General features: G+C 65.2%; 15 protein-coding genes. 11 read left to right on the top strand and 4 right to left on the bottom strand.

All coding sequences use genetic code 11. The annotated features are described in order from the left end of the window. Positions 1-15: 15 nt before the first annotated feature. Positions 16-669, bottom strand: a complete 654-nt coding sequence (locus tag FAZ97_RS23470) for a helix-turn-helix domain-containing protein (RefSeq protein WP_158760775.1) — start codon at positions 667-669, stop codon at positions 16-18. Positions 670-820: 151 nt separating this feature from the next. Here FAZ97_RS23470 and FAZ97_RS23465 point away from each other — a divergent pair, with 151 nt between their 5' ends. Together FAZ97_RS23465 and tdh are read left to right on the top strand one after the other, a co-directional pair. Continuing rightward, positions 821-2,020, top strand: a complete 1,200-nt coding sequence (locus FAZ97_RS23465; RefSeq protein ID WP_158760774.1) for a glycine C-acetyltransferase — start codon at positions 821-823, stop codon at positions 2,018-2,020. 17 nt (positions 2,021-2,037) lie between these two features. Continuing rightward, positions 2,038-3,069 carry an L-threonine 3-dehydrogenase gene (tdh, locus tag FAZ97_RS23460; RefSeq protein ID WP_158760773.1) on the top strand — a complete coding sequence of 344 codons (1,032 nt, stop codon included), beginning with the start codon at positions 2,038-2,040 and terminating at the stop codon, positions 3,067-3,069. A 13-nt stretch (positions 3,070-3,082) separates the two neighbouring features. Here the strand turns inward: tdh and FAZ97_RS23455 are convergent, their stop codons facing one another. Continuing rightward, a complete protein-coding gene (locus FAZ97_RS23455; RefSeq protein ID WP_158760772.1) occupies positions 3,083-3,760 on the bottom strand; it encodes a YceI family protein in 678 nt (225 codons plus the stop codon). A 201-nt stretch (positions 3,761-3,961) separates the two neighbouring features. On the opposite strand from FAZ97_RS23455, the gene FAZ97_RS23450 reads away from it, so the two are divergent. The 7 genes from FAZ97_RS23450 to FAZ97_RS23420 all read left to right on the top strand — a co-directional run bounded on the left by FAZ97_RS23450 (position 3,962) and on the right by FAZ97_RS23420 (position 10,275). Next, complete coding sequence (locus FAZ97_RS23450; RefSeq protein WP_158760771.1) at positions 3,962-4,786, top strand: AraC family transcriptional regulator; 825 nt, start codon at positions 3,962-3,964, stop codon at positions 4,784-4,786. A gap of 90 nt (positions 4,787-4,876) precedes the next feature. After that, positions 4,877-5,851 carry a DMT family transporter gene (locus tag FAZ97_RS23445; protein ID WP_158760770.1) on the top strand — a complete coding sequence of 325 codons (975 nt, stop codon included), beginning with the start codon at positions 4,877-4,879 and terminating at the stop codon, positions 5,849-5,851. Between the two features lie 108 nt (positions 5,852-5,959). Then, complete coding sequence (locus FAZ97_RS23440) at positions 5,960-6,604, top strand: TetR/AcrR family transcriptional regulator (RefSeq protein ID WP_158760769.1); 645 nt, start codon at positions 5,960-5,962, stop codon at positions 6,602-6,604. A gap of 70 nt (positions 6,605-6,674) precedes the next feature. Beyond that, positions 6,675-7,154: a nuclear transport factor 2 family protein gene (locus tag FAZ97_RS23435; RefSeq protein WP_158760768.1), complete on the top strand. Its 480-nt coding sequence runs from the start codon at positions 6,675-6,677 to the stop codon at positions 7,152-7,154. 188 nt (positions 7,155-7,342) lie between these two features. Beyond that, positions 7,343-7,939 (top strand): hypothetical protein, encoded by a 597-nt coding sequence (locus FAZ97_RS23430; RefSeq protein ID WP_233271752.1) that lies wholly within the window; start codon positions 7,343-7,345, stop codon positions 7,937-7,939. Between the two features lie 154 nt (positions 7,940-8,093). Further along, positions 8,094-8,708, top strand: a complete 615-nt coding sequence (locus tag FAZ97_RS23425) for a thioredoxin fold domain-containing protein (RefSeq protein WP_158760767.1) — start codon at positions 8,094-8,096, stop codon at positions 8,706-8,708. 544 nt (positions 8,709-9,252) lie between these two features. Next, the gene (locus FAZ97_RS23420; RefSeq protein ID WP_158760766.1) at positions 9,253-10,275 is read left to right on the top strand and encodes a hypothetical protein; all 1,023 of its coding nucleotides are present in this window, start codon (positions 9,253-9,255) and stop codon (positions 10,273-10,275) included. 413 nt (positions 10,276-10,688) lie between these two features. On the opposite strand, the gene FAZ97_RS23415 is transcribed toward FAZ97_RS23420, so the two are convergent. Then, the gene (locus tag FAZ97_RS23415) at positions 10,689-12,554 is read right to left on the bottom strand and encodes an ABC transporter ATP-binding protein/permease (RefSeq protein WP_158760765.1); all 1,866 of its coding nucleotides are present in this window, start codon (positions 12,552-12,554) and stop codon (positions 10,689-10,691) included. Next, on the bottom strand, positions 12,551-13,444 hold the full coding sequence (locus FAZ97_RS23410) for an extracellular solute-binding protein (RefSeq protein ID WP_158760764.1): 894 nt from the start codon (positions 13,442-13,444) through the stop codon (positions 12,551-12,553). The genes FAZ97_RS23415 and FAZ97_RS23410 overlap by 4 nt, the downstream gene beginning before the upstream one ends. Before the next feature lie 175 nt (positions 13,445-13,619). Here FAZ97_RS23410 and FAZ97_RS23405 point away from each other — a divergent pair, with 175 nt between their 5' ends. Further along, positions 13,620-14,048 (top strand): TOBE domain-containing protein, encoded by a 429-nt coding sequence (locus FAZ97_RS23405; protein WP_158760763.1) that lies wholly within the window; start codon positions 13,620-13,622, stop codon positions 14,046-14,048. A gap of 28 nt (positions 14,049-14,076) precedes the next feature. Further along, positions 14,077-14,679 carry a nitrogen fixation protein NifQ gene (locus FAZ97_RS23400; protein ID WP_158760762.1) on the top strand — a complete coding sequence of 201 codons (603 nt, stop codon included), beginning with the start codon at positions 14,077-14,079 and terminating at the stop codon, positions 14,677-14,679. Positions 14,680-14,706: the final 27 nt, after the last annotated feature.

Here is a 14,706-nt window from a genome sequence, read left to right as displayed (position 1 = left end):
CGGTGAGGTGGCTTGTCAGCCGTGAATCACCACCAGCAGCGCGCGCGCCTCCCCCTTGCCAGCGTTGCGGATGGCATGCGGCTGGTCGGCGATATAGCGCGCCGTGTCCGCGGCCTTCAGGCGTTCTTTCGCGCCAGCCGCTTCGACCTCGATGCTTCCCTGCAACACCGTGAGATGTTCGCGCGTGCCCGGTTCGTGCGCGGCCGAAACCAGCGCCCCGCCCGGCTTGAGCGTCAATTCATACCATTCGAAGTTGCCGGCCAGTTCGATCGGCCCCCACACGCGCAACTGGTAACCGGCGTCGTGACCATGCAGCGTCGGGATGTCGTGTGGCCCGGCGACGGCAATCGCCTCGGGCGCCTTCGGTGCGGCGAACAGCGAATCGAGCTTCACGCCCAGCGCATTCGTGAGCCGCCAGGCCACCGCGATGGTCGGGTTCGCCTTGTCGCGCTCGATTTCCGATAGCATGGATTTTGAGACGCCAGCCGCGCGCGAGAGGTCGTCGAGTGTCATCTTGCGCTCGCTGCGCAGCCGCTGGATCTGCTCGCCCACGCGTGGCGGCGCGGCGGCGGGTACGGTCGATGCAGGCTGCGCGCCTGCTGCTGCCGATGCGCTCGCGTCAGGAAGGGCGTCCGCCGGTGCGGCGCGCGGTTTGCGGGTGCTTGCCATTCACGGCCTCATCGATTAGAGTGCGTTCGACATATCGAACTCGGGTTCGAAATAATGGAAAATTTCGCCAGCGGCTGACGGCGACTATATCAAACGGCAGCAAACGGCGGCAAACCTGCGGCTGTCCGCAGCCATGTGAGGAGCACGATTCATGCGTACCCCGTATCTCGACCACTTGCGCGCGACGCTCGACCAGATTCGCGCGGATGGCTTCTACAAGAACGAGCGCGTGATCGCCACACCGCAGTCGGCCGACATCCGGCTCGCGGACGGCAGCGACGTGCTCAACTTCTGCGCGAACAACTACCTCGGCCTCGCCAACGACGCACGACTCATCGCCGCCGCCAAAGACGGCCTCGAGCGCGATGGCTTCGGCATGGCGTCGGTGCGTTTCATCTGCGGTACGCAAACCGTGCACAAGCAGCTCGAAAGCGCGCTCGCCACCTTCCTGCAAACCGAGGACTGCATTCTCTATTCCAGCTGTTTCGACGCGAACGGCGGCCTCTTCGAAACGCTGCTCGGCGAGGACGACGCCATCATCAGCGACGAACTCAATCATGCGAGCATCATCGACGGCGTGCGTCTTTCGAAGGCGCGCCGTTATCGCTACAAGAACAACGATCTTTCGGATCTCGAAGCAAAGCTAAAAGAAGCCGACGAAGCCGGCGCACGCTACAAGCTCATCGCCACCGACGGCGTGTTCTCGATGGACGGCATCATCGCCGACCTCAAGGGCATCTGCGATCTCGCGGACCGCTATGACGCACTCGTGATGGTCGACGACTCGCACGCGGTGGGCTTCATCGGTGAGCATGGGCGCGGCACGCCCGAGCACTGCGGTGTTCTTCAGCGTGTTGACATCATCACCGGCACGCTAGGCAAAGCGCTGGGCGGCGCTTCGGGCGGCTATATCGCGGCGAAGCAGGAGGTGATCGACCTGCTGCGCCAGCGCTCGCGTCCGTATCTTTTCTCGAACACGCTTACGCCGAGCATTGCGGCCGCTTCGCTTGCCGTGCTCGAGCTGATTGCAAGCGACGAAGGCGCGCAACTGCGCCGCCGCGTGCGCGAGAACGGCGCGCAGTTTCGCCGCGACATGAGCGCGCTCGGCTTCACGCTCGTGCCCGGCGAGCACCCGATCATTCCCGTGATGCTCGGCGACGCGCAAGTCGCCGCGAAAATGGCCGACGCGCTCCTGCACGAAGGCGTGTACGTGATCGGCTTTTCGTATCCCGTCGTGCCGAAGGGCCGCGCGCGCATTCGCACGCAGATGAGCGCCGCGCACACGCCCGAGCAGATCGGGCGCGCCGTCGAGGCGTTTGCGCGCGTAGGCAGACAGCTCGGCGTGATTTAACAAGGATTGCGAATCAAATGAAAGCACTTGCCAAACTCGAACGCGCGCCTGGCCTCACGCTCACGCGCGTGAAGAAGCCCGAGGTCGGGCATAACGACGTGATGATCAAGATCCGCAAGACGGCGATTTGCGGCACGGACATTCACATCTGGAAATGGGACGACTGGGCGCAGAAGACCATTCCGGTGCCGATGCATGTGGGCCACGAATATGTGGGTGAAATCGTCGAGATGGGCCAGGAAGTGCGCGGCTTTCAGATCGGCGACCGCGTGTCGGGCGAAGGGCATATCACCTGCGGCTTTTGCCGCAACTGCCGCGCGGGGCGGCGTCACCTGTGCCGCAACACCACGGGCGTGGGCGTGAACCGCGAAGGCGCGTTTGCCGAATATCTCGTGATTCCGGCCTTCAATGCGTTCAAGATTCCGCCCGAGATCTCCGACGAGCTCGCGGCGATCTTCGATCCGTTCGGCAACGCCACGCACACGGCGCTGTCGTTCAACCTCGTGGGCGAGGACGTGCTGATTACGGGCGCGGGGCCGATCGGCATCATGGCGGTTGCGATCGCGAAGCACGTGGGCGCGCGCAATGTCGTCATCACCGATGTCAACGACTACCGGCTCGAACTCGCACGCAAGATGGGCGCGACGCGCGCCGTGAACGTTTCGCGCGAGTCGCTGCGCGATGTGATGAACGAACTGCACATGACCGAAGGCTTCGACGTGGGCCTCGAAATGTCGGGTGTGCCGAGCGCGTTCACGGCGCTGCTCGAGTCGATGAACCACGGCGGCAAGGTCGCGCTGCTCGGCATTCCGCCCGCGCAAACCGCCATCGACTGGAACCAGGTGATCTTCAAGGGGCTGGAAATCAAGGGCATTTACGGCCGCGAGATGTTCGAGACCTGGTACAAGATGGTCGCGATGCTGCAAAGCGGGCTCGATCTTTCGCCCATCATCACACACCGCTTCGACGTGGACGACTACGAGAAGGGTTTCGCGGCCATGCTCTCGGGCGAAAGCGGCAAGGTGATTCTCGACTGGACCGCGGCCTGAACGCGCAGCGGTTTTACTGCGGTTGTCCCGGCACCGGCTGCGCGAATTCGGCCTCGATGCGTACGCCGATCTCGTCGCCCACGGCGGGATACCAGCTCGTCAACCCGAACGCCGAGCGGTTGAAATGGCCCGTGGCGGCGAAGCCGAGCGTGGGCTGCTTCGTGAGCGGATTCGGCGCGTAGCCGTTCAAGGTGACGTCGAGCGTGACCGGCTGGGTCACGCCGCGTATCGTGAGATTGCCCGTGAGCGTGCCGCGCCCCTCGCCCGTGCGCGTAAAGTGCGTGCTCGTGAAACGAATCTCCGGATAGCGCTGCACGTCGAGCATCTGCGGGCCCTTCACCATGGCGTCGAGCGCGCTGACGTTGGTGTCGAGGCTCGTGGCGTCGATCACCGCATCGAGCGTGGCCGTTTCGAGGCCGCCCGCAGTCCAGTCGAGCGTGGCCTGCGCGCGGTCGAAGCGCATGACGAAGCGCGAGTAATGGAAGTGATCGACGTCGAATACGACGCTCCAGTGATGCGCGTCCATCGCGTAGCGCCCAGGCGGCACGTCGGCTTCCGTGCGGCTCACGCTGTGCGTGACCACGCGTAGCGGCGTGCACGCGGCGAGGCTCGCCGCACACAGCGCCACGCAGAAGGCACGGCGCGAGCCGCGAACAACGCGCGCAAGCGACACAGACGTCCGGTCTTTCATCTCATTCCCTTTAACTCGTCGATACTCGTTAGTACGTTTGGCGGCGTGCATTTCTTCCACCCGGCTCGCGAAGCATAACGCGACGGGGACGGATCGCAACTGCGCATCCCGGATGCCCGTCGGAAACACGCGCACATTGCGCGCCGCGCGAAACTCGGGTTTCATACGCTCATTGGAGCCCGAAGCGCGGAGAGCCGATTCATGCCAGCCACGAACCACATCGTGCGTTTTCACGCCACGCTCGTGCGCGACGTCGACGCGATGACGGCCGCAACCGTGCGCTCATACGGGCGTCATACGCACGATCAGTACGGCATTGGCGTGATCGATCGAGGCGGCCATGCCTCGCTGAGCGACGCCGGCGAGGTCGAGGCCGTCCCGGGCGACCTCATCCTCGTCAATCCGGGCGAGGTGCACGACGGCCGCCCGCTCGATGCCGCCGGGCGCACGTGGCGCATGCTGTATTTCGAGCCGCGCTGGGTCGACGCGCTACAGGCCGACATCACGCAGGGCGACGACTCCACTTTCGCGCTTCACGCGCCAGTGATCAGCGAGCCGCGTTTGCGCGCGCTGTTCGATGCGGCCTTTGCCCACGTGACCGACGAAAACGGAGATCTCTCGCACATGGCGTTCGACGCCGCCGCGCTGGAAGTCATGACGCGCCTCGTCGAGGCGCTCGGCCACCGTCGCGCGCTCGCACAGTGCTCACCGGCCTCGCTTGCGCGCGTGCGCGACATGATCGACACCGATCCGGCCCAGCCGTTCTCACTCGCCGAACTCGCGCAGGCGGCGGGGCTGAGCCGCTTCCAGCTCCATCGCGGCTTCCTGCGCGCGTTCGGCGTCGCGCCGCACGGCTACATCCTGCATCGTCGCGTGGCGCTCGCGCGACGTCTGCTCAAGGCGGGCACGGCCCCGGCGCAGACCGCGCTGGCCGCCGGTTTCTGCGACCAGAGCCACCTGAACCGCGCCTTCGCACGGCAATTCGGCATCTCGCCGGGGCGCTACCGGCTCGAGCGCGCGGCGTGAGTCCCATGCGGCGCAGGCGCTGACGCACAACGATCCAAGACGGCGCGCCGTGGTGAGCCTATACAGGCGTATCACCACGAGGAGCGCTCCATGTCGATACGATTGTCGTCGCGCGAACACGCGCGGCGCTTAACCCTCTCCCCCCGATCCGCCGCCCATTGGCAATTGACGGCGGCCATGCTGACCGTGGGCAGCACGGTGATTGCCAGCAAGGCGATCGGCGCCGGACTCGATCCGCTGTCCGGCACCGCGCTGCGCTTCGGCATTGCGTTGCCGGTCTTTCTGCTGCTCATGCGGCTGACCGGCACGGCGTTGCCGCGTCCTGGCCTGCGCGATGCGCTGTTGCTCGTCGCACAGGCCGCCATCGGCAGCGTCGGCTATACGGTCTTGCTGATCGCGGGCACGCAGCGGACCTCCGCGAGCGACGCCGGCATCATCCTCGGCACGCTTCCCGCCGTTTGCGCGTTGACGGCGGCGCTGGTGCTCGGCGAACGGCTGCGCGCGAGCACGCTCGTTTCGGTGACGATCGCGAGCCTCGGCGTGGCGATGGTCACGCTCGCGCCCGGGGAACACCGCGACGGCGCGCGCTCGCTCACGGGCGACGCCATGATACTCGGCGCGGTCGTGTGCGAAAGCCTGTTCGTCCTGCTAAACAAACGGCTTTCGCAGCCGTGGGCGCCACTCGCGCAGGCTAGTGCGATGACCGGAATCGGCTTCGTCGTATCGGGCTTGTGCGCGTTACCTGGCTGGCTTGGCGCGGCCCACACCGTGCCGTTGCAGGCTGTGCTCGGCGCGGCTTATTACGCGCTCGTGCCGACGGTCGGCGGATTCTGGCTCTGGTACGCGGGCGCGGCGCGTGTGCCAGGCGGCGAGGCCGCGATCTTTACAGCCGTGGCGCCGGTGTCGAGCGTGGCGCTTGCCACGGTGCTGCTAGGCGAGCCGCTGACCCCGACGCGCGTGCTGGGCCTCACGCTCGTCGTGGCCGCCGTGTTCGCGGTTTCGGGGCGCGCGCTTTGGAGGCGCATCGGCGCGCTGCGCGGCACGCGCAACAGCAATATCTCTTGACTTGGGAGAATGATCGTTCTACATTGCGGACTGGGAGAACGATCATTCTCCTGCTGATCATCGCAAGACAGCGCAATCACGCCCCAATCCCGCTGAACGAGACTCGCCATGAGCCCGCCCGCTGTAACGAATGCCGAAGCGAACCCGGAAGCGCCGCAAGCCGACGCGCGCGTGCGCCTGCTCGACGCCGCCGAGGCGCTGATCTACGCGGGCGGCATTCACGCAACGGGCGTCGATGCGATCGTTCGCGCGGCGGGCGCGGCACGCAAGAGCTTCTACACGTACTTCGAATCGAAGGACGCGTTAGTCGCGGCCGCGCTTTCACGGCGCGACGAGCGCTGGATGCGCTGGTTCATCGCCGGCACGCTCGCGCGAGGACGCACGCCGCAGGCACGTCTCATCGGCATGTTCGACGTATTGCACGAGTGGTTCACGTCGGAGGGCTTTCACGGTTGCGCGTTTCTCAACGCGGCTGGTGAAATCGCGTCGCCCGACGACCCCGTGCGCGTGGTCGCGCGCGAACACAAGGCGCGCCTGCTCGAATTCGTGTGCGAACAAAGCGGTGCGTGGGCTGTGAGCGTCGGCGTTGATCGCCGTGTTGCCGCACGCCTCGCGCGCCAGTGGCTGATCCTGATCGATGGTGCGATCGGCGTGGCGCTCGTGAGCGGCGACGCCGATGCGGCCCTCGACGCGCGCGCGGCCGGCCGATCGTTGCTCGAAGCCCTCGCGCCAAAAAGCGCTCGCGATTCCTGAAGCCATTTCCAAAGCCGATCCCCTTTACGCGCACCGTCCCGGCGCGCTGCCCAACGCAAGGAGCAAAACCATGAGTGATTCGCCCGAAGTGCGTCCGCCGCTGCCGCCGTTCACGCGCGAGAGCGCCATGCAGAAAGTGCGTGCCGCAGAAGACGGCTGGAATACGCGCGACCCGCAACGCGTTTCGCTTGCATACACGCCGCAAAGCGTGTGGCGCAATCGCGCGGAGTTTGTCACGGGCCGCGCGGCGATCGTCGATTTTCTCGCGCGCAAATGGGCGCGAGAACTCGACTATCGCCTGATCAAGGAGCTATGGGCGTACACGGACAATCGCATCGCGGTGCGTTTCGCCTATGAGTGGCGCGACGATTCGGGCAGCTGGTTCCGCTCGTACGGCAACGAAAACTGGGAATTCGACGCGAACGGTCTGATGGCGCACCGTCACGCATCGATCAACGACCTGCCGATCCGCGAGGCGGATCGTCTCTATCATTGGCCGCTCGGGCGCCGTCCCGACGACCATCCGGGCCTCTCCGACCTCGGCCTCTGACGCCTCGCTTTCATCGGGACGACTCGCGCGGCTGGCACCCTACCAGCGGCGAACGAGTCGCCCGATCCGAGCCTGGGCTCCATTGCGCACGCATCGGGTTGCGGTACAGTTCGTCATTCACCGCGAACCAGCAATCAGAAAACCGACGACCGCTCTGGCGGATCGGCGCAATAAAGGACGGAGAGCCCATGCGGTTTTGGCAGAAGCAAGGTGGCGCAACAACGAACGCGATAACGAAAGCGGTAGCAAGCGCGACAACAAAAGCGACAACAAAAGCGAAGAAAACAAAACGCGGCGCGGCGGCTGCCCTGCTGCTCCTGCCGTTGCTGCTGTTCGGCACGGCGCAGCCGGCGCGAGCGGCAAACTGGTGTAGCTCAGGTCTGTGGGTAGACGCGATGGTGGGCTCGTACCACATTCATCCCGACAAGGACTTCGAACAGTTCAACCCGGGTCTCGGCATTGAATGCTGGCCAGGCGACACGTGGGCGCTCACGGCAGGCGGCTTTCGCAACTCGCTGCGACGCCCCTCGTATTATGGCGGCGCGGTGTGGGCGCCCGAGTTCCTGCATTGGGGCTTCGTGCGGCTCGCGGCGATGGGCGGCATCATCTCCGGCTATAACTATGGCAACTGGGGCCTTGGCCACGACCATACGATCGGGCCCGTGGTCGCGCCTATCGTGATGGTCGCGTACAAGCGCGTCGGCGTGAACTTCATCGTCATTCCACCCATACCTTCCGACGATCTCCCCTTTACCATCGGGTTTCAGTTGCGGTTCAAGTTCTAGCGTTCGGCGTCCTCCCGCAAACGCTCACCTTTGCTGATAACCTGACGCCTTTGTCATATTGGCGTCAGGCGCATGCCACGGCCTGACCCTAAGATACGAGCCTTCGCTTTACAGGGCGCGACATGGCGCGCGCTATCCAGGTCAAAGGAAAAAAATGAAGAAGTTCACCCGCATGCTGATCGCCGCAGGCGCACTGGCCCTGAGCGCTGGCGCCATGGCGGCCGACGCACCCGAACCCAGCTGGCTGCCCGCAGCGGCCGCCGCGAGTTTGCAGAATGCCAGTGCGATTGTCGAAGGCGCGAATGGCTCGAACGTGAAGTCGACGCTTTATGTCTTCATGGACCCAAACTGTATTTACTGTCACCTGGTGTGGAAAGCGCTGCAACCGTATGAAGCGGTGGGCCTGCAGGTGCATTGGATTCCTATGGGCTTTCTGAAGGCAGATTCGGCGGGCAAGGCGGCTGCGCTGCTGGAGGCGAAAGACGGCGCCGCGCTGCTCAAGGAGCTCGAAACGCATTACTCGGAGAAGGACGAATCGGGCGGTATCGCGCCGCTCGCGCACATTCCCCCGGCCGACAAGAACAAGCTCGACAACAACATCAAGCTCTTCCAGGACCTCGGTTTCGACGGTACGCCTACGCTTGTTTATCAGGGATCGGGCGGCCGCTGGGCCAATGTCAGCGGCTTGCCGAAGCTGAACGACTTGCCGGGCATGCTGAATCTGCCGGCACAGCCGATCACCGATGCCGAACTGCAGAAGTATCGTTGAGTCCGTGCGGCGGTGAGTCGTTCGCCGCATCGTGAGTTCACCGACACAACGATAGGTGAGGAGTTCCAGGAGTCGAATTCGAGGCGATTCTCCCGAAAAGCCTCACCTTTGCTCTCGCGGAGTGCAAACACCTGCTTGAAGACGGCCTAACAGGTCGCAAGCGCGCCACGAAGCGGCGCTCGACGGTAATGGGATCGGTATTCGAACAATTGATTCGGATAGCAAATTAATATGTGCACGCCGTCTGGTGGTGAAAATGAGCATGTGTGCGGAAGCACGGGCTCGCGACGGCGTGCTGCGTGCGAATCTTCGCCGCACCGTTACACACTTCGGCGGCCGGGTTCAGCCCTATGTGGCGCGCGTGACGTCACGCAAAGGTGAGCGTTTCCGGGAACATGAGCGAAACGCGAGCCGTTGCTGCGCTGCGGCAGTATCGCCGCGAGTGGATGGTGATTCGCGGTATAGTCCTTTGCGACAAGGGGCTTCGTTGTGCGCCCCAGGCTTCACCACCGCCGCGCGCAAGCGGTCTGCAACGGAGTCTTTCATGGGTATCCTGGACAGGCTTTGGCCGCGCGCCCGCGCGAAGCAGGTGCCGGAATCGCCACAAATCCAGACGCTGATCGAGCGTCTGCTCGTGCTCAGCCCCACGCTCAAGCTCGTGCCCGAATGGCGCGAGCGGCTCGCGCCCGCGCTTGCGCAGTCAGTCGCTTACGTGCGCGAGGTCGTGGACCGCATGCCGCCAGCACGCGAAGCGAGCGCCGCCACCTGGTCGAGCGACCCCTATATTCACGCGTTTTTCGCCGCGCCCGACGAGGTCGCCCATGTGCTGAGCCGCTCGCCCGAACTTCATGCATGGTTCGAGAACCATACGCTTGCGCGCGAGACTTACGCGGTGCTCGGTATGGCCTTGAACGAGCGTCGCGCCTTTGGTGTCGAGCAGTTTGGCGACGAGGTGCACACCGATGTCATGCAGACCACGTTGAGTTTCGACGACCATCAGGTGCGCGTGTGCGGCGAAACCGAAAGCGACCTTCGCGAGCAGATCGTGGAGCGCGTTGTCGAGCAGATCGCACTTGAAGGCCTTGAGCAGATCGGCGCCGACGAATCGCGCCGCGATGTGCTGGAACAGGAGCGCGCGCTTCTCAGAACGCGCCTGCAACTGCTCACGCGTCACGGCGCAGGTACGCAGCGCATGCTGGGCGAGCAGGCCGCGCAAAACGTCGCCGAAGTGACGAGGGTCGAGGCGCAGATTGCGCAAAACGCGCGCGAGATCGCCGCGCTCGGCCTCAAGAGCGAAGCGCTCGAACACCAGCTTGCGGTGATCTGCAGGGTGCTCTCGAATCCCGCGCAGTACACGAACGTCGAAATGCGCGAGATCTGCCTGAGCCCCATGAATGTCCTGCTTCCGAATGGCGGCCCCGGCAACAGCGCCTCGATCATGCTTGCGCTCGCGCGCCTGCCGGCGAGCCCGCAGGGTTTGCGCGCCTTCTCGCTGGTGCGCTTCGCCCGCGCCGACCTTCAACCGTTGCCGCGCGTGCTCGTCGAAGACAGCCGCTTCATGATCTGAGCGCGGTGGCGCGGTCATAGGTGAGAAGATTCGGGAGCGGCGTAAGGGTATTGCAACGGTTCGTTGAGAGCGCATGCGGTAATCACCGTCATCGTTCGTCCGCCGCGGACGTTTCGTGATCCCGATGGACAGGAGAGCCTGGTTCCAGCACGCAAGATTTTCCTGGTAGTCCCAGGTTAAGGGATGCGAATATTGCCGGGTACCAGGTGTTGGCAATCCAAACCTTGCGCGAGTGAGCGCGAGTGGCGAAGAGGTGAGCGTTTTCGGGACCCGTGAGCAACGGTGCGAAATGGCACTTCGAATCGCTAACCGTTTACGCAAAAAGCCCCTAAAAAAGGGGCTTCTTTGGCATCGACCGCGACGGCGGGGCTCACGCTTCGGTGCGAAAGGTGAGCGTTTTCAGGAGCCGTGCGTCATGCGCCGTGCGCCGGCCAGGCGAGCACGCCGTTCGCGTCGATGGCGAAGCGCAGTTCGCCGGATTGCGATGCCGGCGCATCTTCGGCGGCGATATCGAAGGTAACGCCTGCGATCTCGACGGCAACGTAGCGGTCGCCGTGACGCAGCGACGTGCCGGCAATGCACCCCGGCCACGCGCCGTCCTGCGTCGCGACGAGCGCGCGCGGCGAGACCCGCCACATCACGCGCGAGCCCACCGCAAGCGAGGTATCGGCGCACGGCAGGCGCAGTCCCGTCGGTGTTTCGATCGTGCCGCCCGCTCGCACGATGCCCTCGCCGACGTTGTGCAGGCCGAGCAATTCGGCTACGCGCAGCGTGGCGGGCTGCTGGAACACGTCGGCCACGACGCCTGCCTGCAGCACGCGTCCCTGTTCGATCACGAGCACTTCGTCGGCGAGCAGGGCGGCTTCGTCGGGGTCGTGCGTGACGATCACCGTCACCGCGCCCACTTCGCGTTGCAGTGCCCGCAACGATTGCTGCAGACGGCGGCGGCGCGGTGTGTCGAGCGCGGCGAACGGCTCGTCGAACAGTAGCAATTGCGTATGGCGGGAGAGCGCACGCGCCAGCGCCACACGCTGGCGCTGGCCGAACGAAAGCTGATGCGGCAGGCGCTGCGTGAGCGCGTCGAGGCCGAGATGCGCAAGCCAGTAACGCGCGCTGGCGGCGTCGGCATCGACGGGAAACGCGAGCTGCTGCGCCACCGTCATGTGTGGAAAGAGCCCGTAGTCCTGCGGCATGTAGCCGATCTGGCGGCGCTCGGGCGGCAGCGCGCCCAGGTCGGTCGCGCCAAGCGTGACGGAGCCCGCGTCGTTGCGCTCGAGCCCGGCGATGATGCGCAGCGCGAGCGACTTGCCCGAGCCCGAAGGGCCGATGATCGCGAGCCGGCGCGTTTGCGGCTGCCACGCGACGTCGAGCGTGAACGCGCCGAGGTGCCGGCGCGCCGCGAAGGCGAGACGCAGGTTGCCGCTATCCGAGGCGGTGGCGCCCGGCGTAATCGTGGTGAGTTCGTCGCCGTTATCGAGCTTCACCGCCAGCGTCGAGCGCGCGCCCCGGCTATAGACGGAGAGCACCGCGCAGATGATCGCAATGCCGAGCGTGGGCAGCAGGAGCGGCATCATCGCCGGCAGGCCCTGGCCGCCGAACACGACGTAGGTATAAACCGGCAGCGAATACGGGTGATACGCGACCATCACGGTCGCGCCGAACTCGCCGAACGCACGCAGCCAGGCGAGCGCGAGCCCCGCGCGGATGGCGGGCCAGGCAATCGGCAGCGTCACGCGAAAGAAGCGGCTCGCGGCATGATGGCCGAGCGTGGCGGCGACGTCGTCGTACACGGGATCGACGGCGCTGAACGCCGAGCGCGCCGCGACGATGAGGAAGGGCGCGGCCACGAAGGTCTCGGCGAGCACGATGCCCGTGAAGGAATCCGTGAGCGAGCCGCCGAAGAGCTGGCCGATACCGCTATATGGTCCGATGAGAAACAGCAGCAGCACGCCGCTCGTGAGCGGCGGCAGCGCGAGCGGCAACTGCACGACGAAGCCAATGAGCGCGATGCCGCGCGCGCGCGAACGCGCGAGCCAGTAGCCGAGCGGCACGCCGCCCAGCAGGATGACGACCGCCGCCACGCTCGCGCTCGCCACCGAAACCCCGACCGCCGACCAGGTGGCGTGCCAGTCGACACCGGCCCAGTCTGCCTGGCCGATCTGCGGAATGCTCGCGACGAACGGCGCGCACAGGTAGACCGCCAGCAGCGCGCCGAGCCACCAGAGCGGCTGCGAGCGCTTCACTGTCGCCTGCGCGGTAACCTGTGCGGCTGGTGTCATTGCTGTGCGGCGTCGATCACGGCCTGGACCGACGGCGGGATCGCCTGGGCCTGACCGTTGACGGCAGGCTTCGTCACGTCCACGCCGTGCTCGGCGAGCAGCTTGCGGCCTTCTGCCGAAAGCAGGAAGTTCACGAAGCGCGCAGCGCCGGCGCTGTTCGGTGCGTCGTTCAGGATCGTGAGCGTGTAGTTCGCCTTGATCTTCAGTTCGGGCGCGGGGTGAATCGCCGGAATCTTCAGGTCGGAGGTTTCGGTCGAGTAGAAGAAGCCCGCGTCGAGCTGACCCGACTGCAGACGGCCAACGAGCGTTTCTTCCGGCAGCACCTGTTCGGGATTTTCCGGCGCGCCGAGCGTTTTCTCGACGAGGTCAGGCTGGTTGTACGCCTGCGCGGCCTTCGTCATGAGTTCCACGGTGAAGGCGCCCTTCGGGTCGAGCTTCGGGTCGGTGCGGCCAAGGCGAATGCCCGGCTCCTGCAGCACCTGATCCCACTTCTTCGTCTTGAAGTCGTTGGCGAAACGGCTCTTCGGGTTGTAGCCGATCAAGAGCGGCGATTCCGCGAAATTCACATACCACGTCACGTGATTGCCGTTGGCCTCGCCCATGAGGCTGGCGTTGACCTTCGGGCTCGCGCTGATGAACACGTCGCCGCGGCGCAGCTTGCCCTTTATTTCATTGGCGATCTTGTTCGAGCCCGCGGCGTACCCCTTGAAATGCAGGCCCGTTTCCTTTTCGAACGCGGGGCCCACGCTCTTTTCCATGAGGTTCACGAGCGAGCCTGCATAGAGCACGTTGACATCGGATTCGTCGGCGAACGCGTTGGCGCTTGCGCCCATCGCACCCATGACACCGCTCATCACGACGACTGAGGCCAGCAGCTTGCGGATAAACATGTTCGACACCCCGTTCGTTATAAAGGCCAATATATTACGATGGACTGCTGTATTCATGTGCTTATCCAAATGGCTATTTTGGCGATCCATGCCTGTGCGCGTCACACTGACGCGGCTAAACTGAGGGTCCAGTTCTTTTCCCGGCTCATTGCCCTGTTCAATTGTGGAGGCACTCATGCGTACCAGCGCCCGTAACCATTTCTCCGGCCAGATCAGCGCCGTCAAGGCCGGTGCCGTCAACGACGAAGTGACGTTGCGCGCGGACGGCGGGCTCGAGATCGTCGCGATCATCACGCATGGCAGCGCCGCTTCGCTGGGTCTCGCCGCTGGCAAGCCGGCCTTCGCGCTCGTGAAAGCATCGTCGGTGATCCTGATGGTCGACGGCGACACGAGCAAGGTGTCCACGCGCAATGTCGTTGCCGGTACGGTTTCGTCGGTCACGAAGGGCGCGGTGAATGCGGAAGTCGTGCTCGCGGCCCCGGGCGGCGCGCAAATCGCGGCCATTGTGACGAACGAAAGCGTCGATCGTCTCGGCCTCGCCGCGGGCAAGCAGGCTGCGGCGCTCTTCAAGGCATCGAGCGTGATCGTCGGCGTAGACGGTTGATGCGCGGCCGCGATCGCACGTGAGCGCGATGAGTGACGAATCCACGGCGCCGCCGCCATCGCGCGATTTCGATGCGCTGGCCGCCGCGCGCTGCGACGCCCTGACGGGTGCGCCAGCGGCGCCTCGTACGCCGGATGCCTGGCTTTTCGCGCGGCTTGTCGCGGCGCGCGAGGTGCGCGGCGAGTTGCCGTTGCTTGGGCTATCGCGCGTGCAGATCGAGGCGCTCGGCGCACGGCATTTCGCGTGTGCGGTGACGAATGATGCGCTGCAAGCGTACGGGGTGACGGATGTGTCGCATGCTGCATTCGCCACGGCAATGCGCGCCTTTCTCGTTGCCCTTGCCGCGCCGCAGGCTAACTCCGACGACGTGCGTTGCCTCGCCGCAATCATTGCTCACGCGTGTTTGCGGCCCGACCATCTATGGCGCGATCTCGGCCTGCGTGGCCGCGATGACGTGACGCGCATGCTGGAGCGCTTTTTTCCCGAAGCCGTGGCACGCAACGTGGAAGGCTTACGCTGGAAAAAACTGCTGGCGCGCGAACTCGCGCTGGCATCGGGCGCCACGCCAGGCCCGGCGCCCGGCTGCCCCGGCTGCGAGGATTTCGGCTTCTGCTTTCCCGCCGGCCATTAGCCGTAGAGGGGAGCGGCGCGCGGCATG

This window comes from Paraburkholderia acidiphila (assembly GCF_009789655.1).
In the GTDB taxonomy this organism is placed as follows: Bacteria; Pseudomonadota; Gammaproteobacteria; order Burkholderiales; family Burkholderiaceae; genus Paraburkholderia; species Paraburkholderia acidiphila.
The sequence above is the reverse complement of the archived record's forward strand: the minus strand, read 5'-3'. Positions and strand labels throughout refer to the sequence as shown.